Genomic DNA, 21402 nt, shown 5'->3' on the forward strand with positions numbered 1-21402 from the left:
CTAGCTCTTATTATTTAAAAAAGAAGTTATTTGACTTGGTCTTGCGCTTTCGCGCTCGACCCGCACATTCGCTTTTTCTAGGTTTATGTTCAGTTTTCAAGGTTCACTCTGTTGCGTTTGTTCGCAACTTTGTTGTTTGTGTTTGTCGCTGTATCCCGGCGACTTGTATATAATACCACGTAGGCAAGGTAATGTCAACACCTTTTTTACAACTTTTTTAGGATTTTTTAACGAAACACTTGGATTCGTGGATAAATAAAGTATCATGTATACACGCTTTGAAGGCTCTAAAAAACTTCTAAAATTTCTTCAAAAATCTACGAAAAATCCTTAAAAATCCCCTCAAAAACCTCCTTTTTCAACAAAAATTTCTATAATCTTTTTTCAAAATTTCCTATCACCGAGACATTTTCGTATTCAATAATAAAGATATTCGGATCACATTCTTCCAGCAAGTGACGTAATTTCATCGACTCAACCTTAGAAACAACGGTCAGCAACACATTGGTATCCTCACCACTATAAGCACCTATGCCTTTAATTTTTGTTACACCGCGATGCACAGCAGCAAAAATAACCTCTTCTACAAAATCTATTTTGGTAATTACAATCATCGTTACCGTAATACTAGGTAAATAAGCCTTATCCAAAACAACGGAAGTAATCACAGCAAAGAAGATGGAGTAGACTGCCGCAGCAACATCATATAATAGAATACAGCTGCCAAAGACAAAGATATTAATAATATTGAAGACTTTGCCTACACTCATATTATGATACCGGTGCATTAGCAGCAGTCCCAGAATGCCCTCACCGCCGCCGCTGCCCTTGCTCATCAGCGTCATGCCACAGCCCAGGCCGCACAGGATACCGCCTGCCAGACAAGCCGTAATCGTATCAGGCAAATAATTATGTTCCGCAACAGGCACAACGCTCAGCAATACGCTGTAGCTTGTGATGCAGACAGCAGATTTTACTAAAAAATCCTTGCCGAACTTGCGTATAGCCAACAGCATCAATGGTATATTCAGGAGAAAATAGATAATGCCGATATAGTTATCGGTAACAAAGCTCAGTCCCAGGACGTTTCTCATAAAATCTCCCAGCAGCTGTGCTATCCCTAAAAAGCCTCCATTATACAGATTACATGGCAAAATGAACATATTAAAGCCGATGGAATATACCAGCGAGCCGCCTATAATCAGGCACAGGGACTTCAGGGAAAGAAATTGTTTCAGATAGGTAACAGCCTTCATGCTACAGCCTCCTTTGCCGACTGACGGGGAAGGGGGTTGATTAATAACTACTATTATAATAACCTAAAATCTTCTGCTTGCGTATTAACCAAGTAAATAAAGCACTTTTTTCATATCCACATAAGTAAAATGCTAAAGTCTTTACAATTTTTTCTGCTTATTTTTTGCAAATCAGGCAAAATCGTCATAATTTCGCCATATACTGCCTTTATAATAAAAGCAACAAAGGTAAACAACCACTATTAGAAAGAAGGTGCCAAATATGATGACAACATTAACCAGGTATATGAAGAAAACCACGGCAATTGCTATGGCTGCCATGGTGCTTTCTCTGCCGCTGGCAAGCGTAGCATCCGCTCACGAAAGGCACGATGCTCCGCCACCGCGTCATTCTGACCGCTATGACAGACACGACCGCTACGACAAGCACGATCGTTATGACAGACATGACCGCTACGACAAGCGTCATAAGAACGACAATTACGTAACGAAAAAAGACAGCAACAAAAAAGCTACCACCAGCTTCATCATCGGTGCTGTACTGGGTGCGGTAATTGCCAAAAACACCTGATTAACATACTCCTTTCATACTCATTACTCATAATCGAGTAGGAGACTGCTCATTATTTGAGCAGTCGACCTCTCACACCACCGTGCGTACCGTTCGGTACACGGCGGTTCAAATACCCTAATGCTTGATTTGCATTGTCTCTTTCTCTGTTGTCCCGAGTTCCAACACTCGGCACTCCTGCATACCCTTCGCGTTCCACGCTATCTCTTTGCAGGCAGCCCTTTCGGTATTCTGCTTTCATCATGTTGGACTCCTTTCTCCAGTTACTCAAGACTGGTATTTGTTCAGTCCTTCCCGTAAAAACGGTACTATGACCTCTGCTGACTTCTCACAGCAAGCTTTACTCCGCATTTCGGATTTCCTACTTTACGTCTGTGAGACCTCCCCAGGTAAGAACGATAACTTTCATTCCATGTAGCCGCCTTATTTACTGTATAGAGTTCGGGTAGCATTGGACTTCATCTTGTGCGGCAGACTTATCCACTCTAATTCAGCCTTATATAAGGTTTCTGTTCGTCGGCTCAGAACTTTGCCCGCTGTCGATTTTCCGCAACAGCATCCGGCTTCCTTCAGATTCCACCTCACGATGGACACCCTTGCCTTCGGCTAACGCTTCCTGCTACCGAGCGCGTAGTGGACTTTCACCACCTAGTTATCGCCCATGCTGGGCGCACCACAAAAAGAGCTGCAGTTTTACACTACGCAGGGTAGTGCAACTGCAGCTCTTTAAATTATTACTATATTATATGTAACAAGTAATCCTCAGCTGATTACATATCACGGCTGGCGATAATATCTACACCAAGACCGAGAATATCCTTAACTACAACGTCACCGGTTTTAATCGGAGCGGTAACCTTTACGCTACGCAGGAAGCGTGCACAGTCCAGGATGCGTTCCTTCGGCAGTACATTAGCAGATACTACTGGCAGCAAAGGCAGCATACCGCCTTCTACAGCAACGGTAGAGGTCAGCATACGCTTCGGAGCAGTAACTTCATCGTTAGCATATTTAGCGCCACGCGGGCAGGTGTTGCCGGTAACATTGGTAACTGCACCATTTTCGATGGTAACAGTCATCTCGCAGCCCATAGGGCACATAATGCAGTTCATAACACGAGTTTCAACAGCCATTTTATACCCTCCTTACAGCACCAGACCTACGGTAACTTCGTCACCAATCTGGGCAAATTTTGCAGCCGGAATTTCTACGGCAATCATTTCACTGGGCTTTGCTACGGGCAGAGGACGGCTCAGCAGGACGTTGTCGCCGCTCTTAACCTCCAGCTTAACTTTGCGGTGCGGTGCAGCAACACGCATGAACAGCTTAACCTTCTCGTCAGCAGGAATTTCTGCAGGCATGGTCAGCTTCTGCGGTACGCAGGTACGTACGCCGTCAATAGCCTTCACGGTTACGGTACGGTTTTCGGTTGCCATTTTCTCCTGAGCCTTCAGTGCGGCATATTTGCCTGCGATTTCAGCTTCTTCGGATACGAAGTCAACCAGGTCATGTACATGTACTACGTTGCCGGCAGCAAAGAAACCGTCTAAGCTGGTTTCACGATGCTGGTCAACAACCGGACCATTGGTCAGCGGGTTCATTTCCAGATCAAGGCCGCGGGACAGCTCGTTCTCAGGAATCAGACCTACAGACAGCAGTACGGTATCGCACTCAATATCAAATTCGGTACCCGGAATCGGAGTCATACGCTCGTCAACTTTAGCAACGGTGATACCGGTTACGCGCTCTTCACCATGAATAGCAACGATGGTGTGGGAGAGGTACAGAGGAATATCATAGTCGTTCAGGCATTGAACGATATTACGGGTAAGACCGTTGGAGAAGGGGCAGATTTCCAAGCAAGCCTGAACCTTGCAGCCTTCCAGGCTCATACGGCGGGCCATAATCAGGCCGATGTCGCCGCTGCCGAGGATAACAATTTTGTGACCTGGCAGATAGCCTTCCATATTAACCATACGCTGAGCAGCGCCGGCAGTGAATACGCCTGCAGGACGCTCGCCCGGAATACGGATAGCGCCACGTGTACGCTCACGGCAGCCCATGGTCAGGATAACAGTTTTGCCTTCCAGCTTCAGTAAGCCTTTTTCCGGATTAACAGCAATAACGGTTTTATTGTTTTGTACATCTAATACCATGGTATCAACCAGGGTTTCGATTTCAGGTTTATCAGCAACGAGCTCGATGCAGCGATGTGCATAGCCGGGGCCGGTCAGCTCTTCCTTGAAGTGATGCAGACCGAATCCATTATGAATGCACTGTTGCAGGATACCGCCGAGTTCGCGGTCACGCTCGATAACAACGATTTTTTTAGCACCATTCTGCCATGCGCTGTAAGCAGCAGACAGACCGGCAGGGCCACCGCCAACAATAATTACATCATATAATTGGTTCATTATTATTCCTCCCCGCCATCTGCAGAATATTTTTCGTAGAACATATTGGAATCAGTACGTTCTTTTAATACTTCAGGAACAGAAATGTTCAGCTCACGTGCCAGAATCTGGGTAACACGCGGACCACAGAAGCCACCCTGGCAACGGCCCATGCCTGCACGGGTACGGCGTTTTACACCGTCAACAGTGCGTGCGCCAACAGGAGAGTTGATTGCTTCTACGATTTCACCCTCGGTAACAGTTTCACAACGGCAGATTACACGGCCATACAGATTGTCTTCGGCAATCTTAGCAGCCTTTTCATCAGCAGTCATATAGTTGAATGCTTTATGCTTCGGCAGAGCAGCCTTAAAGTCAGCCTTCTTGGCAGCGCCGCTTACGCGAGCAATTTCGTTGGCAATCAGCTCGCCAACTGCAGGAGCTGCAGTCAGACCAGGAGATTGCATGCCGGCAGCATTGTACAGGCCTTCAACCTTTTCGGAAGGACCGAGTACGAAGTCACCGGTGCTGGAAACAGCACGCAGGCCGGCAAATTCGGTAATAGCTGCGCCCATCGGCAGGTTCGGAATCAGCTTCTTGGCAGAAGCAATGATTTCATTCATGCCGGTAGTGGTAACAGCCTTATCCTCTTTGGAATCCTGCTCGTTAGCGTTAGGACCGATGAAGGTGTTGCCGTGGGTAGTGGTGCAAACCAGAATACCTTTGGATTTTTTTGTCGGGGTGGGGAATACCACGCCGTAAACCAGGCTGCTGCAAGCAGTCTTATCAAACAGAATATATTCGCCCTTACGCGGAGTGATGGTGAAGGTGTCATCACCGGCCAGCTTAGCGATTTCGTCAGCATAAACACCGGCAGCATTAACTACATATTTAGCAGCAATAGTGCCTTTAGAGGTTTCTACACCGGTAATTTTGCCGTCTTCCTTAACGAAGCCCAGTACCTTGCAGTCGCGGATAACTTCTGCACCGTTTTGTACAGCGCATTGAGCGAAAGCAATAGCAGCACCGAACGGCCAGCATACGCCGGCACTCGGAGCCCACAGAGCACCCTTGACAGTGGTCAGGTTAGGCTCCTGCTCAAGAACTTCTTCTTTAGACAGGATTTGCAGCCCTTCAACGCCGTTCTTTTTACCGCGTTGCAGCAGCTCCTGCAGAGTCTGCATTTCCTCGTCGGTGGTTGCAGCAACCAGGGAACCGGTCCATTTAATATCCAGGTCCAGTTCGTTTTGCAGCTCGTGGTACAGAGCGTTGCCACGAACGTTGGTAATAGCTTTGAGGCTGCCGGTAGGAGCGTCAAAGCCAGCATGAAGAATTGCACTGTTAGCTTTAGTAGTGCCGATAGCGATGTCCGGCTCTTTTTCCAGCAGAACGCATTTCAGGTCATACTTGGAAAGCTCGCGCAATACAGCAGTACCTACAATGCCGCCACCAATAACGACTACATCAGCAGATTTTACAAATTCCATTCCGTCACTTCCTTGCTGAATTTTCTCATAAAAATACATCTAAATTTTATCACAAATCTGCAAAAAATAGAAGAGGGAAGCGAAAATAAAAAGTCCATGGTGGGACATGATATGCCCCAAGGATACTCTATGCTAGTTTTTTACAAATACTGCTAATACAATCAAGTAAGTATTGTAGATGACGTCTTTTAAGTTTACTGTTAACCAATGGGACTTTCTTGCATAGTATGGTTTCCATTTCTCTAAATAACTCTAAATCTCCCGAACGGAAATCGTTTATGTTTTTCACATTAAGATAGTAATAACGTAATATACCATTGATTTCTCTTATATTGCTGTTTGGTAAATTAATAAATTTGTCTATCATTTTAGAAGCAGGAATACAATTTAACATACTTTTTTTATCTCCTAAAATAGAACTATCATCCTTTACTAACTCCCTAAAATGCTCAACAAAATCTTTTTCATCATCCAAAGCATATCTATATTTTTGCTTTTTTCTTTCAAGAAAATTTTTTTCTACAATACTGTAAAGTTCTTCGTTAAACGCATTCGCTTTCGTATTACCACTATTGAAATAATGCCAACTGCTTGCATCAAATTCATCCGCTCTAGCTTCTACATTTTTTATAATATCCTTTTTTAACAACTCTATTTTATGATTACTATCATCATATAAAGTTTCCATCAAAATAAACAAATTGCTTAAAATTCTCGGATATAATCCAAGACAATATTGATTTTCCTTAATATCATCTAACACTGAACCCAATCGTTTTTTTGCTTCAATGTCACTATCAAGACAATAAATAGAGTCTATTTTATCAGTATTATTTTTTATATCATTCATTTCGCCTAATACAAATCTCGTTATATCTTCTAAAAGAAGACCCTTGTTTAATGAATAATCATAGATATACTGATTCACATATCTACTTAACCTTATATGATTATTTATATTAAAGTCTATCATATCTTTGGAAAAACCATCTGATGAAAACGGCTTTACTACTACATCTCTATCTTTAGGAATAAAAACATCACTCATGCCATAATCTTTATACATAATAGAAACTGAAGTAACATTACATAAAACTAGTGCGATATATCTGGAGTAATATTTCTTGTCTATTTTAGCATCATCAAAAGCTAATTCTATTTCATGCTCAAGCTCTTTGAATCTCTTTAAAACAAAAATTAAAGTTCTCAGATTATGGGAACCTACCCTAGAAAATAACTCTAAAACCTCACTTTTATATTCAATTAAGCAATCATAACAATGTGATTGTTTGCCAACTATATTATCTAATATTTTTCGATAAACAGTTGATAAATCTGCAGCATACTTAATTGTAAAACCAACAACCTTTTCTTTGTATAAATTATAGTCATCTGTTAAGATTTTTTCCTCTGTATTGTTTACTGCTTTCTTATTATTGAAATTCTCATCATCTTTTTCTGCTTTTTTTAACAATGCTACTTCATTACAAACAATAATCACTTTCGCATGATTCTGTTCAACCATCTCATCAAATAACCCTAATAATTCTATTTTATCTATCACAGAACGCTCAAAATCATCAAATATAAACACATAGTCAGCAAAATTTATAGTATTTTTTTGTATATCACTGAAAAAAGCCTTGGCATTATCACCATTAGGAACTAACCTCAAGCCTTTATTGATAATACCAACAAAGACTGATGGTATCTGAGAAAACGAAGAACTTGCTTGTTTATTTGATATTTTAAGACCTATATTCACCTCTGCTCGCTTTTGCGCTCTTTTATTGGAATAGATGTTTAACACATGCATAGTAATAACATTGATTAAATCATCTACGCATTTTATTCCAAATAAGGAAATATAAATTACTGCTTTCATTTCTTCCAATACTGGTATTAATTCATTTTTTACAAAGTACGTTTTTCCAGATCCCCAACTACCATTCAACATAACAGCATAATCAGAATAACATTCATTAATATACACTTTTATTCCACTAATTATTTCTTGTTGACTTTCAGACATTTTATCACCTCTGACTTATAATCGAAAAGCCTAACCTGTAAAAAAAAAACTTCTACAAGCTAGGCTTATTTAACTATTGCTTGGCAAGCTTAGAGAAACCATTATATGTCGAAAATCCTAACATAAAAATTGCTATCTCCATAATCATATCTTTGTCTTCTACATTGCTTGCAGCAAGTCTTAATTCATCATATACAGTATCATGGGGTACTAAATTATTCCCATTGTTATCGACAACTTTTTGAATAATGGTAGGGAGTACCATACAAAGTTTAAAAAATGCATCTTCCTGACCAGTAACTAACTCATAAAACTTATCTATACTTACACGCCTGATAAGCTTATGTCCAACCCTTTGTCCGTCAACAGTTGTTTCCCATTTTATATTTTGGGATTTCTTAGCTATAGCTTCCACTAAAAAACATGCACAATCATCATCTTTCAATAATTGGTTCTGCATCTTGATAAAAGTTTTGCCAGCAGCAGATGAGTTCATAGTATTATGTTTATTTTTCATTTCAACATAAACGGTATGTACACAAGAACCATCAGGTAATATTATTCCTTCCGGATTTTTATAGATAACATCCCAACCACCTTCAGTGCCATTATCCGGTACATGGCATTTGTCAATATACTGAAATATACGTTGATGAAAATATCCAATATCATTATTGTTTGATTTATCACGCTGTCTGAAAATCTCATTACTGATAGTTTCTTTCCAATCAGCTTGGTAAACTGTCTTATCAAAAATAAGTTTAACAGGGTCGATAATGTTTTTATTAAACCGTTGTACATCAAATGATTTTAATTTATCACCATATTTTTCAATGGTATCTTGAACATGCTTAGTAAAATCCTCTTCCGTAATAAAGCTTAAATTCCAAGTCATAATCTTTCCAACGCCTCCTTGATTTTCAAACCGACTTCATAAGCCAAATTTACAGGTACAGCATTACCAACCTGTCTATATTGTGAAGCAACACTGCCACAAAACTTCCAATCATCAGGAAATGTCTGACAACGCGCATTTTCACGAATAGTAAACGGTCTTGCTTCTAATGGATGACATCTATCTGTTTGTTTTTGGCTAGGTGATGTAAGTACCGTAAGAGAAGGTTCATCAAGACTCATTCTTCTCAATATTCCTGTTCTGCCACCCTCCATATCCCAACAGCTTTTCATGTACTCTTTAGCTATCACAGGATCAATATCACGCCAATAACCACCAGGCGGTACTAGCTCAAAAATTTTAGTTTTATATTCAGAATACAACGAGCCTTCACTTTTAGGGCAATCTAATAAAATATCTCTTAAAACAGGCTTATACTCATGTTGTTTTGGAAACTCAAAATATACTTTCCCTAACAAATCATTGCGTATACCTATAGTTATTAATCGTTCCCGTTTTTGAGGTACGCCATAATTCCAAGCATTAAGAACTTCTTTTTGAATGGTATAACCAGCTTGCTCAAAGATAGCAGTCATAGTTTCATAAGTTTTACCTTTATTATGGCTCAATAAACCTCTGACATTTTCAAACAAAAACATTTTAGGCTGTAACTTTTCAAGAAACAAAGCATAATGATAAAAAAGAGTACCACGCGCATCCTCTAAACCTAATCGTTTTCCAGCATAAGAAAATGCTTGACAAGGTGCACCGCCAGACAATAAATCAAGTTCTCCTTTTTTTAAGCCAAAAAAATCAGTTAAATTTAGTGATGATATTTTAGCAACATCACCTTCAATAACATTCCAATATGGTCGATTTATACGCATTGTCGCACACGCATCTGCGTCAAATTCATTTAAAGCCAACGTGTGAAATCCTGCTTTTTCAATGCCGAGCGCCAGACCACCAGCACCAGCAAATAACTCTATTGTAGTAAGCATCCTTACATATTATCCCCCTTAAATATTATTGTCCAAAACTTTTCCTTATTGAAATATAACGAAGCACATCATCGATACAATTAGGCAAATTGTTTTGAATATCATCCTCCCAAAAACGTAAAACAATCCACCCATTATCTCTTAATTCAATAGTATTTTCCAAATCACGTTCTACATTACGCCTAATTTTTTCATTCCAATAACTGGAATTATGCTTTATAGGACGTTTCTGCAGCTCTTTACCATGCCAAAAATTTCCATCACAAAACACAGCAATCTTATATTTAGTAATTACTATATCAGGGTGACAATCAAAAACCTTAAAATTTTTTCGGTATCTAATACCTTTATGCCACAATGCTTTTCTTAGGCGCACCTCTATCCCAGTATCAGAACCTTTTATTGATTTCATTATCTTCGAACGCGTAATGGTTGTTTCCAGCTTCATTATATTCACCACACAAGTTGTGTTTGCTTATATATTTTACCATATGTTTACAATTCTTTCGAGTAAACGAACTGTGAAATAGCATATAACATACAAAAAAGCTGCTGCCATTTCAGTATTACTATAAGCAAAACCGAAAATGGCAACAGCCTGAAATTTTACTCTCTCTTCTTCACAAACCATCTCAGCGGCAGCTTCTGTTCCAGCCAGCTGATAAAGATATCTGCCAACGGTGTCAGCAAAATCCAGCTTAAAACAAGCAGCACAAAGGAAACAGAGCCTACAAAAACATCGGTAAACCAATGTGCGCCACCCATAATGCGGGGAAGGGAAAAAATAACAAATACAGCAAGTGCTTTAATGAAAGCGTCCTTGCCGATATATTTCCACATATACACAGCAAATATCAACAGCATCATGCCATGGTCACCAGGGAAGCTGCTACCGGAGCGGTCCTTGGCAGGCCAGCCGCTCAGCTGGCTAACCCAGTTTACATTATGATACAGCTGATCAAAATAAACAGATGCACTCACGCGATCAATCGGCAGTAATTTATCAAACTGCTTAATAATTACCGCGCTCACCAGCATAGCAACGCCGATGCAGAACAACCAGCGCTTACCTTCAACATTACTTTTACGATAATAGCTGTAAAAAATCGCCAGCATCGCCACAAACGCCACCACATCAAAGGCACGCAGATTAACAAAAGCCGTAAAATACGTAAAGGCTGTTCCCTTAGCCAGCTGTTGGTTAAAGAAATAGAATACGCTCTGGTCAAGTGCCAGCCACGGTCCGTGATAGCCGGCGGTAGGGGTGCTTGCCAGCCAGCTGCCCAAAAGCAGTGCGCCCAGGATATTACAGATAATTATCCAGATCAGGTTATTTTTCTTCATATAGTCTCCTCGTATTTCAAATTCCACTGTCCCTCAGATATCACCTAAAGTTCAGTTAACAAATTTACGTAAATATGATACCATATAATTGAGGATTATATAAGTCTTTTCTGAGGATTTTTCCTATCAGCTTCCAAAGGAGTGAGAATTATGCGCAAGCTGCTTTTACTGTTAACCTGCTTATTGATGTGCTGCTGCAGCGCGCTGGCGCTCGCCGCAGAAAAAACTAAGGCTGCAGATGATGCTGACTCAATCAAACCGATTGAAATCATCAGCGTAGCAGTAATGAATGAACGATTGCAGGCCGGCAGTAACGAAGACCTGCTATATGTAAAAATTAAAGATGACAGGGTAGAGGTTTACCAAGGGTTGGCAACAGACCGCTCTTTGCGTAAGCAGTTGATTTTGGCCATGCCCAATACAGAAATGCTGCGCTTATATACCAATAACAAGGATACCTTTGCGCAGATGAACAAAATGCTCAGCGATTATGAAAGCTCCAATACCAACTTCAACGGCTATAAGATTATCACTGATAAGGATACACCGAAAAAGCTGGACAACGGCGGTAAAATCTATCGCCTGTGGTTTATGAAGATTGAACGTGAAAAGCAAAGCCGCAGGGGTGGCTGGAACTTCCCGATTGGCATAGGTATCGGCATTGGCGGCGGCCATCACCACCATGGCCCCTGGATTGGTGTAGGGTGGTAAAAAATATAGCGTTTGCCACACAAAAAACTTTAGAACAGCAAAAGAGCAGTCTGCATCTGCACAGACTGCTCTTCTTGTATTTTAAATTATTTACTTTCCAGCTTCATGCGACGTTCAGCAACACCGTTAAGGAAGTACAGCGCCAACCAGCAGCCAACATGAGATGCTGTTTGCAAAGTACCGTTTTCCGGATAAATTTCTACGAAATCCAGAGAGCAGGCACCGGCGAGAGCTGCCTCATGCACCATGCTCAACAGCTCATAGCTGGTCAGACCGCCCATATCTTGCGGGCCTTGCGGCATATAAGCAGCGTCCAGAGCATCGGCACAGATAGTAATATAAATTACTTCCGTATCCTTGGAAACTACAGCCAAAGCTTTTTTAATAGCGGCCTTCCAGCCTTCTTCTTTAATCTCGCGGCAGGGAATAACGGTAGCACCATATTTTTGGGCGTTTCTGTATTCCTGCTGATGATTACGCGGTCCGCGGATACCGATATGAGCAATCTTGGTTGCATCCATATTGGGGTCATTATACAGCTGGAAGAACGGAGAGCAACGAGAGTATTTGTCATCACCGAAGTTATCGTAGTTATCCAGATGTGCATCAAAATGCAGTACGCCTACTTTTTTCGGATGGCGTTTAGCCATTTCGCTAATCAGCGGATAAGCGATACCATGGTCACCGCCTAAAACAATAGGCACACATTTGGCATCCAGCAGCTCGCCATATCTTTCACGAATCTGTGCAAAGGTAAATTCATAGTTACCATTTTGTACAGCAACGTCGCCATAATCACCACCGGTCAGATGTTCAAAAGAGTCAATATCAAAATCAGGCAGATAGCCGGTATAGCGAATAGAAGCAGTACGGATGGATTTAGGACCATCAGTGCAGGAGGAATAACCGCCAATAGTGCAGCCGCCTTCCCAAGGCACACCCATAACAGCAACATCAACCTTCTTTAAATCTTCCTTGTTTTCCAATACAGGCAGATTCAAGAATGTCGGAACGCCACTATAAATATTAGTCGGTAAAAAATTAGGGTCATAGATAGTAGGTCTACTGTCTTTCATTAAAATATCCTTCTTTCCTAGTCAAAAATTCACTATTTTATACATAAGATCAGAACAGGCTGATAACGCTGCTAAGACCAAGATATAAGCTGATTAAGAAGATTATCCAGCCTAATGCAGTTTGCAGAGTACTGTTAGTAAATTCACCCATGATTTTCTTGCTGCAGGTAAGGTAAACTGTTACGCCTACAACTACAGGCAGAACGATACCGTTAACAGCCTGTGCCGTCATAATCAGCGCAATCGGATTAAAGCCGAAAGCGGAGATAACAATACCGGTTACAAGAACTGCTGCATTAGTGATGATGAAGCGTTTATCGCTTCTGTCAGTCTTCCAGCCCCACAAGCCGGCAAGCACATAGGATACACCCATCGGTGTGCATACAGCGCTGGAAATACCGGCAGCAACCAGGCCTACAGCCATAAACGGCTGAGCAAAATCACCAAGAGTGGGCTGCAGCTGAACTGCCATATCCATAGCATTTTTAACGGTCATGCCCTGCATAACGGCAGCGGAGGTAATCAAAATCGCACCGGTTACAATGCCACCGATAATCATCGGAATGTTAGTACCAAAGGCAACCAATGGCAGCTCTTCGGCGCTATGCCAGGTACGCTTAGCGCTGGCAGCATGTAAAAACATATTATACGGAACAACGGTAGTACCAATCAAAGCCAGGCAGGTCATCAAAGAACCTTCCGGAATATGCGGTACAAGACCGCCAAACAATTCGCCAAGATTAGGTTGTACAACAATCATTGTAATCAGAAAAACAATGCACATAACTACAACGCAGACAGCCAAAAGCTTTTCCAGATATTTCAAAGCATCACCGGCAAAGCTCAAAAGCACCATAATGCACAGGCCCCAAATAGGTGCGATGATATGTGTCGAAACGCCGGTCAAGGCGCTGACACCCAAAGCAGTGCCGGTCAAATCTCCGCCCATATAAGCAAAGCCGCCTACGGCGATAGCAACAGCAACCAGACCTACAAGGAATTTTCTAAGCAGCGGACGGTCATCAAAAGCAATCTGCAAAGTTTCTGCCAGATCCTTTTGAGTTACTACGCCCAAACGCGCTGCCATACCTTGTGTAACAATAACAGCAATTACAGAAAAGACTATGCACCATAATAATTCATAGCCATAACCGGCGCCGGCTCTGGTGGAGCTTGTTACGGTACCGGGACCGATAAAGGAACCGCAGATTAAAAAACCTGGTCCCAAAGCAGCTAATTTTTCTTTAAAAGTAAAGTGACGCGGTGCTTTAGCACCATTTGTTTCCTTTTGCATTATATAATGCCCCCTCAAAAAAATAAATGTGCCAGACGTTTTCGCTTTACATTATCGTTTTTCTTTTTATATTATCGTCTGTTAGTATTTCTTATATCACTTTACAGTAGCTCTGTCAAGATTTTTTTCTCCCATTTATCCAAAATATCTCCACATATTACATTTTCAGATATTTTACTTGTTGAAATGGCGAATTAGCCTGCACTAATCAAAAATAACGTAATACAAAAGAGGTTAGACAGCTCTTTATTGTCAGTCTAAATATATGTTATAATATCTTTAATGTATAACGGATATCGAAGGAGCATTATCATGACTACTACTACACCAAAGCTAATTCAATCAGTCCAACGCGCTATTGATATTCTCAACTGCTTCACCAACAGTAAACCCGAGATAGGCATCAACGAAATCAGCGCCAAAACAAAACTGAACGTCAACACAGCCCGCGGACTTATCAATACAATGGTAGCAAACAATCTGCTGCTTTTAGACCATGACACTAATCATTACCGTCTGGGTAGCTTTTTTCTGAGCAAAGCTGGCATCATCCAAAGCCAAATCCGTTCTTATATCATTCTCTGTAAACCTCTGATGAACGCGTTAGCAGAAAAGTATCATATAACTGCCAGCCTGCAGATTGTCAATCAGGATGAAATTGTCACGATTTATTGTGCCTATCCCGTCAGCACCTCTTATTACATCACCTTGTCAGAATATACACCTCTGCCAGAATACGTTACCTCATCAGGCAAGCTGCTTTTAAAGCATGTACTGCTTCCTGCACGTCCTGATTATCTGGACGATATTGAATTTAAGCCCTATACGCCGTATACCTTAAAAAATAAACAGGAACTGCAAAAACAGCTAGATGAAATTACGGTTAAAGGCTATTCTGTGGAAAAAGAAGAATTTAATCTTGATGTCGGCAGTATCGCTGTACCAATTTTTGATTTAAATAAAGACCTCATCGGCACTGTCAGTGTCACTGTCTTTGCCAGTGCCATGCCCCGTCTGGAAAAAAATTTAGTGCATGACCTGAAGCAGATTGCTGATCAGGTCGGCGGTTTGATTGGTACGCAAAAATAAGCCTTTTAAACAATCTCGTTGCTTCCTTGCGCAAGTAACGAGATTTTCTTTTTACGATATTATCGTTTTGAAATTTGAAATTTCGTCTTGTATGATTTGCGACTTTTTTGTATAATGCATATGAGCTATATAGGTTTCCGTATATAGTCCAATGCAAAACAAGTGAGGGATTATTAAAATGCAAGAAGAAGTTAAAGAACCGGTTTCCATGTTTGTTTTATTTGCCAGAATGTTTTCTATTACCGCCAAAAATCTGGAAAAAGAATTTGGCGAAAAAGGCCTGAAGGTCTTAGAAGACAGCGTTAAAGAATTTGGTATTGAACGCGGCAAGGACATTGCTGCCCGCGCCAAAGCCAACGGCAAAGAAAATACGCTTGAAAATTATCTGGATAACTACGATATGGGCCGCAGCGAAGAATTCGGTTACGATACTATTTATAAGCAAGACGGTATTCATCAGGATTTTCACCGCTGTGTATTTGCCAAAACCTGGATGGATGCAGATGAAGAAAAATACGGACGCATTTATTGCGAAAACATCGATCCCGCTATCGCCGAAGGCTATAACGAAAATATGGAATGTGTGCATGACCATATCATGTATGCAGATGGTCATTGCACCTTCTGCTTCCGTATGAAAGAAAACAATAAAAAATAATAATTGCAAACTATACCGATGAATAAAAACTCCCCTTAATATACTGTACATTTGCTGCAGCTGATATTAATGGGAGCTTTTCTATATATTTTTTTCTACATTAAAATGCAGGCTCAATGGTTCCTTTATATTTATCGGCAATAAACTTCTTCACAGCCTCAGACTGGTAAGCCTTCACAAAAGCCTTGTAAGCCTCTTTATCCTTATCATTGTTGCGGGCAGCAATAATCATTACAGCCAGCGGTTCGTCCTTAGGCTCAAGGAAGATATTCTGCTTTTTAACATCCAGGCCACCGCTCATTACATAGTTCATGGTAATAGCAGCAGCATCTACATCAGCCAGGCTGCGCGGCAGCTGTGCTGCCTCCAGCTCCTTAAATTTCAGATGCTTAGGATTATCGACAACATCCTTCGGAGTAGCCTTCATGCCCACGCCATCCTTCAATTTCAACAGGCCGGCGCGCTGCAAAAGCAGCAGACCGCGACCGCCGTTTGTCGGGTCATTAGGAATAGCAATCGTCGCACCATCAGGAATATCCTTAACATCATGCACCTTATCGCTATAAATGCCCATGCGCATTAAAATAGCATTGCCGATGGGTACAAGGTCAGTCTTGTTCGTCTTGTTGAAATTATCCAGGAAGGGCTTATGCTGGTAGCTTACCAAATCCAGCTCACCATCCGCCAAAGCCTTATCCGGCGTAACGTAATCAGAGAACTCCACAACCTGTACCTTCAGGCCACTTTTGGCCGCTTCCTTGGCCGCAGCCTCCACAACCTCGGCATGGGGACCGGCGGTAGCACCAACCTTAATCGTTGTTTGAGCCTGTTTATCACCGCCGCCGCAGCCTGCTGCTGCCAATGCCACTACAGATAACGCAATAACCAATAATTTTTTCAACATAATTCATCGTCTCCTTTGTAAAACTAAAATAAAAAAAGCCTTCGTTTATCCATACCGCATTTTCATTATGCAGTAAGGGACGAAAGCAAACTTCGTGGTACCACCCAAATTCACTGCTACCTCACGATAGCAGCCTCCTCAAGTACGCCGGACTAAGCCATTAATACTTCAGCACTGTAACGGGTGCACCCGGACGACCTAAACTTGCGCTTCAGCCAATCAGCTCCAAGACCATCTTCGGCAAATTCTCCTGCGCTTCCTTTCACCAAACGGAAGCTCTCTGTGGCAGTACTCCTTGCGTACTCTTCTTTTCATTGCTCGTATATGAACTTGTGAGTAAAAATATACAACTTGTCAAAGCATCTGTCAACAAAAAAACGGAAAAAATTTCAAAAAGCCTAGTATTTTAGTAGATTTGTAAACGATGTTACAAAAATCACTTGGCTATATAGTTTGCTAATAGCGAAGAATAAAATAAATATAATTTTTAATTTTACATTTCTTCATTATAGCGCCCAAAAACATAACAAAAGCTGTAAATTCACCTATTGACAAGCTAGGTTTTATCGTGTAAATTATCAAGCAAACATCACACAAGCACTGCTTGTTGATTTTGTTTCACGAATAAAAATTTTGATAATATCACGTTTAACAGGTGAGAAGATACCGGAGAAAAAAATGCAGTAACATGCATAAACCAGCTTCCGGCAATCCTGATGAAGTATCCGGTATCTTGCCGCCTGACCTTGAAAGGAGAAGATGACACTATGGAATTTGCAACAAAATGTATTCATGAAATCGGCGCAGCTGACGCAACCGGCAGCATTACCCCGGCAATTTATCTTTCCTCAACCTTTGCACACCCCAAGTTGGGGGACACCACAGGCTTTAACTATACACGTGAATCCAACCCGACACGTGCACGTCTGGAGCAGCTTTTGGCAGCATTGGAGAACGGTGTCGATGCCTTGGCTTTTTCCTCCGGTATGGCTGCAGTTGATGCGGTTATGAATCTGTTCGCGCCCGGCGACCACATTATCACCGGCAACGATCTCTACGGTGGCTCCTTCCGTCTGTTCCGCAACCTCAACGCCAAAAACGGTGTAGAGTTTACTTCTGTGCATACTTCTAAACTGGAAGAAATTAAGGCTGCCATTAAGCCCAATACAAAAGCCATCTTTTTGGAAACACCTACCAACCCCACAATGGAAATCAGTGATTTGCGTGCTATCAGCAAAATCGCCCACGAAAATAATTTTTTGGTTATCGTCGACAATACCTTTCTGACACCATATTTTCAAAGACCGCTGGACCTTGGCGCTGATATCGTTATCCATAGCGGAACAAAATATCTTTGCGGTCATAACGATGTACTCGTCGGCTTTACCGTAGCCAAGGACCCTGTTATTGCCGACAAGCTGCGACTGATTTATAAAACAACCGGTGCCTGTTTGGGAGCACTTGATGCCTGGCTCGTTATCCGCGGTATCAAAACTCTGCCGCTGCGTATGGAGCAGCACCAGAAAAATGCTTTTGCCATTGCCAAATGGCTACAAAAGCAGCCGCGTGTACAATACGTTTTATATCCCGGTCTGGAAAATCATCCCGGTTATGCAATCAGCAAAGCGCAGACCACCGGCTTCGGCGGCATGATTTCCTTTGCTGTAGACAACGCGGAAACGGCACGCCAAATTCTTGAGGGCGTCAAGCTCATTAAATTTGCCGAAAGCCTTGGCGGTACGGAAAGCCTGATAACCTATCCGATTCGCCAGACGCATACCGACCTTACTGCCGAAGAATGTGCCGAAAAGGGGATTACAGATTGTCTGCTGCGCTTCTCTACAGGCATCGAAGCAACGCAGGATCTTATTGATGATTTGGCACAGGCCTTTGCTGCGGTAGAATAATTTATAAGAATAAAATTTGGTGATAGATTATGACTAAATATGATTTTGACAAGATAATCGACAGACGTAATACAGACTGCCTAAAATATGATTTTGCCATCCAGCGTGGTCGTCCGGCAGACGTCTTACCTTTTTGGGTAGCAGATATGGATTTTCCTATTGCCCGGGAAATACCGGAAGCACTTGTTGAACGCTGCCAACATGCCATCTTCGGTTATAGTGAAAGTACAGAAGCATATTTTCAAGCTGTCCGTGACTGGTATACTAAGCATTTTAACTGGACTCCCAAAGCCGAATGGCTCACCAAGACTCCCGGCATAGTTTTTGCCCTTGCGATGGCAGTGAAGGCCTTTACTAAAGAAGGTGAGGGCGTGCTTGTACAGCAGCCTGTTTACTATCCTTTCAGTGAGGTTATTGAAGATAACAACCGTCAGCTGGTAAATTCACCGCTCATCCTGAAAAATGGTCATTACGAAATGGACTTTGCCGATTTGGAAGAAAAAATTATCGCCAACAATGTTAAGCTGATGCTTTTGTGCTCACCACATAACCCCGTTGGCCGTGTCTGGACACGCGCTGAGCTACAAAAAGTGGGCGATATCTGCCTTAAGCATGGTGTAATTACCGTAAGTGATGAAATTCACGGCGATTTCGTCTGGGGAAATAACTCTCAGACGGTTTTTGCAAGTTTGGGTGAGCAGTACGAGCAAAATTGTGTAATCTGCACTGCGCCCAGCAAAACCTTCAATATCGCCGGCTTACAGATATCCAACATCTTCATTCCCAACAAAATTTTACGCCGCCGCTTCCGCAAGCAAGTGGCAGCAGCAGGCTATAGCCAGATAAATACCATGGGACTCGTTGCCTGCCAGGCAGCCTACACTTATGGCGAAGATTGGCTAAAACAGGCAAAGACTTATATCGAAGATAACATTAAATTCGTTGATGATTATCTGAAGCAGAACTTGCCGCAGATTAAGCTGCTCCATCCTGAGGGGACATATCTGATTTGGCTTGATTGCAGCGCCTTAGGCCTTACAGCTGCCGAACGCGAGCAGTGGCTCTGGCATCAAGCACACCTCTGGCTTGACGGCGGCGGTATCTTCGGCAAGGAGGGCGAAGCCTTTGAACGTATCAACGTTGCCTGCCCCCGTGCGCTATTATTACAGGGACTTGAGCAGCTGAAACAAGCTGTTCATGCATTAAATTAAATTTATTAATTCCATTCTTTTGACGACATATCTCCAAAAAAAACTGCTGCCTTCTTTGTAGCCAAAGTGAAGGCAGCAGCTTATTTTTATTTTCGCTATACTTTTGCAGGTTCATTATTACATCTTGTAAATTGACGCTGATTTGTATATAATGCAAATAAGCTATCCTATGCTTGTTTGCTGTAACGCTCTTATCGGAGCATATAAAACAGCGGAACAAATTGGTTTTAAAGCTATAATAAAATATAATAAACTTACTTTTTAGGCTTTTGCCGTTATGCAAAAGCCTAATGAAGCAGGAAGGGAGCATTATATGAAACGTGAACAAATAGCCAAAAACATTGTTGCTGATCTCAAGGAGCTGGCAGCCTTAACCTCTGATGCAGACGGTGCACAGCGCATTGCCTGGACACCTACATTCAAGAAAGCAACGGAATGGTTTGCTAAAAAGATGCAGGCCGCAGGTGCGGAGGTCTGGACAGATGCTGCAGGTAACAGCTGGGCCAAATTTGCCGGCGAAAGCGAGGAGTGCATTGTTATCGGCAGTCATCTCGATTCCGTACCTGACGGAGGCTGGCTGGACGGCGCTTTAGGCGTTGTAGCAGGCATGGGCATCGGTGCCTATGGTCTGGCAGATAAAAAGCCTGCCAAAACTCTTTACGTTGTCGGTTGGGCAGATGAGGAGGGTGTAGCCTTCGGCAAAAGCTGTCTTGGCAGCAGCGCTGTCAGCGGCATTGTCACAAGCAAGGATGTACTGCCCTTAATCCATCAGGAAAACGGCCGCAGCTTCAGCGATGTCTGGCAGGAATACGGCCTTGATGCCAGCAAGATAGGGGAGGCACACACTGCCTTTGCCAAGCTGCCGGTTAAAGCTTACCTGGAGCTGCACATTGAGCAGGCACCGTTGCTGGCTTTAGCCAAAAAAAGCGTAGCCTGCGTTTACGGCGTTTGCGGCTGCAACCGCCAGTATATCACCTTCCGCGGACAGCAGGGACATTGCGGTTCGCCTGTTGCCCTGCGTCAGGATGCCTTTATTGCGGCAGCGCAGACCACACTTGATTTACGTGAAATTGCGCTTAAATATGATTCCTATTGCACTGTAGGCAATATCGAGGTAAAACCTGACCTGACTACTATTTCTCCGGGCTACTGCCGCATTTCGCTGGACCAGCGCAGCATTAAGCCGGAAACAATGCAAATCATTGTTGCAGAAGCCAAGGCTGCGGCGCAGAAGCATGCACAGGAGGGTAAGCTCACTGTAGAATTTGAGCCTATCTGGCATGCTGAACCGATTCTCTTTGATGAGCAGCTGGTAGAGGACTGCAACGTTGCCGTAGAGGAGGAAACCGGTGCAAAACACAGCATGTATTCCGCACCGCTGCATGATGCCGTGCCTCTGAATGCCGTTGTACCTTCGGTAATGATGTTCACCCAGTCCGATCCCGGAATTTCTCACTGCAAGGAAGAAAATACCCCGCAGCCACAGCTGGAGGAAGCAATCCGTGCATTCATCCGTCTGGCTGAAAAAGAGCTGGGGACGAAATTTGCAGAGTAGGCGGTATAGGTTCGCTAT

At 42.5% G+C, this 21402-nt stretch carries 19 protein-coding genes and 1 other annotated feature; of the genes, 7 read left to right on the forward strand and 12 right to left on the reverse strand.

What is annotated here, in order from left to right:
• Positions 1–371: 371 nt before the first annotated feature.
• Positions 372–1256: a YitT family protein gene (locus Q0G26_RS08405; protein WP_293829826.1), complete on the reverse strand. Its 885-nt coding sequence runs from the start codon at positions 1254–1256 to the stop codon at positions 372–374.
• A 262-nt stretch (positions 1257–1518) separates the two neighbouring features.
• Between Q0G26_RS08405 and Q0G26_RS08410 the strand changes: the two genes are divergently transcribed.
• Complete coding sequence (locus tag Q0G26_RS08410) at positions 1519–1827, forward strand: hypothetical protein (RefSeq protein ID WP_293808641.1); 309 nt, start codon at positions 1519–1521, stop codon at positions 1825–1827.
• A 770-nt stretch (positions 1828–2597) separates the two neighbouring features.
• Here Q0G26_RS08410 and Q0G26_RS08415 read toward each other — a convergent pair.
• From Q0G26_RS08415 to Q0G26_RS08450, 8 genes are all read right to left on the reverse strand, one after another.
• Positions 2598–2960, reverse strand: a complete 363-nt coding sequence (locus Q0G26_RS08415; RefSeq protein ID WP_009145284.1) for a DUF1667 domain-containing protein — start codon at positions 2958–2960, stop codon at positions 2598–2600.
• 12 nt (positions 2961–2972) lie between these two features.
• Complete coding sequence (locus Q0G26_RS08420; protein WP_009145285.1) at positions 2973–4241, reverse strand: NAD(P)/FAD-dependent oxidoreductase; 1269 nt, start codon at positions 4239–4241, stop codon at positions 2973–2975.
• Positions 4242–4243: 2 nt separating this feature from the next.
• Positions 4244–5707: an NAD(P)/FAD-dependent oxidoreductase gene (locus Q0G26_RS08425; RefSeq protein WP_293829827.1), complete on the reverse strand. Its 1464-nt coding sequence runs from the start codon at positions 5705–5707 to the stop codon at positions 4244–4246.
• Between the two features lie 127 nt (positions 5708–5834).
• Complete coding sequence (locus tag Q0G26_RS08430; RefSeq protein WP_293829829.1) at positions 5835–7739, reverse strand: P-loop NTPase fold protein; 1905 nt, start codon at positions 7737–7739, stop codon at positions 5835–5837.
• Positions 7740–7812: 73 nt separating this feature from the next.
• Entirely contained in the window at positions 7813–8634 is an 822-nt protein-coding gene (locus Q0G26_RS08435; RefSeq protein ID WP_293829831.1) for an Eco47II family restriction endonuclease, read from the reverse strand.
• Positions 8631–9635: a DNA cytosine methyltransferase gene (locus Q0G26_RS08440; RefSeq protein ID WP_293829833.1), complete on the reverse strand. Its 1005-nt coding sequence runs from the start codon at positions 9633–9635 to the stop codon at positions 8631–8633. The genes Q0G26_RS08435 and Q0G26_RS08440 overlap by 4 nt, the downstream gene beginning before the upstream one ends.
• 25 nt (positions 9636–9660) lie before the next feature.
• Positions 9661–10083: a very short patch repair endonuclease gene (locus Q0G26_RS08445; RefSeq protein ID WP_293829836.1), complete on the reverse strand. Its 423-nt coding sequence runs from the start codon at positions 10081–10083 to the stop codon at positions 9661–9663.
• A 158-nt stretch (positions 10084–10241) separates the two neighbouring features.
• Positions 10242–10979: a phosphatase PAP2 family protein gene (locus tag Q0G26_RS08450; protein ID WP_293829838.1), complete on the reverse strand. Its 738-nt coding sequence runs from the start codon at positions 10977–10979 to the stop codon at positions 10242–10244.
• Positions 10980–11129: 150 nt separating this feature from the next.
• On the opposite strand from Q0G26_RS08450, the gene Q0G26_RS08455 reads away from it, so the two are divergent.
• Positions 11130–11690 (forward strand): hypothetical protein, encoded by a 561-nt coding sequence (locus Q0G26_RS08455; protein ID WP_293829840.1) that lies wholly within the window; start codon positions 11130–11132, stop codon positions 11688–11690.
• Between the two features lie 86 nt (positions 11691–11776).
• Here Q0G26_RS08455 and Q0G26_RS08460 read toward each other — a convergent pair whose 3' ends face one another.
• Positions 11777–12766, reverse strand: coding sequence for an agmatinase family protein (locus Q0G26_RS08460; protein WP_293829842.1), 990 nt, complete (start codon positions 12764–12766; stop codon positions 11777–11779).
• 49 nt (positions 12767–12815) lie between these two features.
• A complete protein-coding gene (locus Q0G26_RS08465) occupies positions 12816–14060 on the reverse strand; it encodes an Nramp family divalent metal transporter (protein WP_293829844.1) in 1245 nt (414 codons plus the stop codon).
• 312 nt (positions 14061–14372) lie between these two features.
• Between Q0G26_RS08465 and Q0G26_RS08470 the strand changes: the two genes are divergently transcribed.
• Both Q0G26_RS08470 and Q0G26_RS08475 read left to right on the forward strand, forming a co-directional pair.
• The gene (locus Q0G26_RS08470; RefSeq protein WP_293829846.1) at positions 14373–15149 is read left to right on the forward strand and encodes an IclR family transcriptional regulator; all 777 of its coding nucleotides are present in this window, start codon (positions 14373–14375) and stop codon (positions 15147–15149) included.
• 178 nt (positions 15150–15327) lie between these two features.
• On the forward strand, positions 15328–15807 hold the full coding sequence (locus Q0G26_RS08475; RefSeq protein ID WP_293829848.1) for an L-2-amino-thiazoline-4-carboxylic acid hydrolase: 480 nt from the start codon (positions 15328–15330) through the stop codon (positions 15805–15807).
• A gap of 100 nt (positions 15808–15907) precedes the next feature.
• Here Q0G26_RS08475 and Q0G26_RS08480 read toward each other — a convergent pair whose 3' ends face one another.
• A complete protein-coding gene (locus tag Q0G26_RS08480; RefSeq protein ID WP_293829850.1) occupies positions 15908–16711 on the reverse strand; it encodes a MetQ/NlpA family ABC transporter substrate-binding protein in 804 nt (267 codons plus the stop codon).
• A gap of 72 nt (positions 16712–16783) precedes the next feature.
• Positions 16784–17035, reverse strand: a binding site (T-box leader).
• A gap of 443 nt (positions 17036–17478) precedes the next feature.
• Between Q0G26_RS08480 and Q0G26_RS08485 the strand changes: the two genes are divergently transcribed.
• The 3 genes from Q0G26_RS08485 (at position 17479) to Q0G26_RS08495 (ending at position 21384) form a co-directional block, all read left to right on the forward strand.
• A complete protein-coding gene (locus tag Q0G26_RS08485) occupies positions 17479–18618 on the forward strand; it encodes a PLP-dependent aspartate aminotransferase family protein (protein ID WP_293829852.1) in 1140 nt (379 codons plus the stop codon).
• 29 nt (positions 18619–18647) lie between these two features.
• The gene (locus Q0G26_RS08490) at positions 18648–19829 is read left to right on the forward strand and encodes a MalY/PatB family protein (protein WP_293829854.1); all 1182 of its coding nucleotides are present in this window, start codon (positions 18648–18650) and stop codon (positions 19827–19829) included.
• A 313-nt stretch (positions 19830–20142) separates the two neighbouring features.
• On the forward strand, positions 20143–21384 hold the full coding sequence (locus Q0G26_RS08495) for a hydantoinase/carbamoylase family amidase (RefSeq protein WP_293829856.1): 1242 nt from the start codon (positions 20143–20145) through the stop codon (positions 21382–21384).
• Positions 21385–21402: the final 18 nt, after the last annotated feature.

Source organism: uncultured Phascolarctobacterium sp., assembly GCF_934190775.1.
Taxonomy (GTDB): Bacteria; Bacillota; Negativicutes; order Acidaminococcales; family Acidaminococcaceae; genus Phascolarctobacterium_A.

Coding starts and splice junctions, on each gene's coding strand:
- Q0G26_RS08405 (WP_293829826.1), bottom strand. CDS start 1,256: ATGAAGGCTGTTACCTATCTGAAACAATTTCTTTCCCTGAAGTCCCTG.
- Q0G26_RS08410 (WP_293808641.1), top strand. CDS start 1,519: ATGATGACAACATTAACCAGGTATATGAAGAAAACCACGGCAATTGCT.
- Q0G26_RS08415 (WP_009145284.1), bottom strand. CDS start 2,960: ATGGCTGTTGAAACTCGTGTTATGAACTGCATTATGTGCCCTATGGGC.
- Q0G26_RS08420 (WP_009145285.1), bottom strand. CDS start 4,241: ATGAACCAATTATATGATGTAATTATTGTTGGCGGTGGCCCTGCCGGT.
- Q0G26_RS08425 (WP_293829827.1), bottom strand. CDS start 5,707: ATGGAATTTGTAAAATCTGCTGATGTAGTCGTTATTGGTGGCGGCATT.
- Q0G26_RS08430 (WP_293829829.1), bottom strand. CDS start 7,739: ATGTCTGAAAGTCAACAAGAAATAATTAGTGGAATAAAAGTGTATATT.
- Q0G26_RS08435 (WP_293829831.1), bottom strand. CDS start 8,634: ATGACTTGGAATTTAAGCTTTATTACGGAAGAGGATTTTACTAAGCAT.
- Q0G26_RS08440 (WP_293829833.1), bottom strand. CDS start 9,635: ATGCTTACTACAATAGAGTTATTTGCTGGTGCTGGTGGTCTGGCGCTC.
- Q0G26_RS08445 (WP_293829836.1), bottom strand. CDS start 10,083: ATGAAGCTGGAAACAACCATTACGCGTTCGAAGATAATGAAATCAATA.
- Q0G26_RS08450 (WP_293829838.1), bottom strand. CDS start 10,979: ATGAAGAAAAATAACCTGATCTGGATAATTATCTGTAATATCCTGGGC.
- Q0G26_RS08455 (WP_293829840.1), top strand. CDS start 11,130: ATGCGCAAGCTGCTTTTACTGTTAACCTGCTTATTGATGTGCTGCTGC.
- Q0G26_RS08460 (WP_293829842.1), bottom strand. CDS start 12,766: ATGAAAGACAGTAGACCTACTATCTATGACCCTAATTTTTTACCGACT.
- Q0G26_RS08465 (WP_293829844.1), bottom strand. CDS start 14,060: ATGCAAAAGGAAACAAATGGTGCTAAAGCACCGCGTCACTTTACTTTT.
- Q0G26_RS08470 (WP_293829846.1), top strand. CDS start 14,373: ATGACTACTACTACACCAAAGCTAATTCAATCAGTCCAACGCGCTATT.
- Q0G26_RS08475 (WP_293829848.1), top strand. CDS start 15,328: ATGCAAGAAGAAGTTAAAGAACCGGTTTCCATGTTTGTTTTATTTGCC.
- Q0G26_RS08480 (WP_293829850.1), bottom strand. CDS start 16,711: ATGTTGAAAAAATTATTGGTTATTGCGTTATCTGTAGTGGCATTGGCA.
- Q0G26_RS08485 (WP_293829852.1), top strand. CDS start 17,479: ATGGAATTTGCAACAAAATGTATTCATGAAATCGGCGCAGCTGACGCA.
- Q0G26_RS08490 (WP_293829854.1), top strand. CDS start 18,648: ATGACTAAATATGATTTTGACAAGATAATCGACAGACGTAATACAGAC.
- Q0G26_RS08495 (WP_293829856.1), top strand. CDS start 20,143: ATGAAACGTGAACAAATAGCCAAAAACATTGTTGCTGATCTCAAGGAG.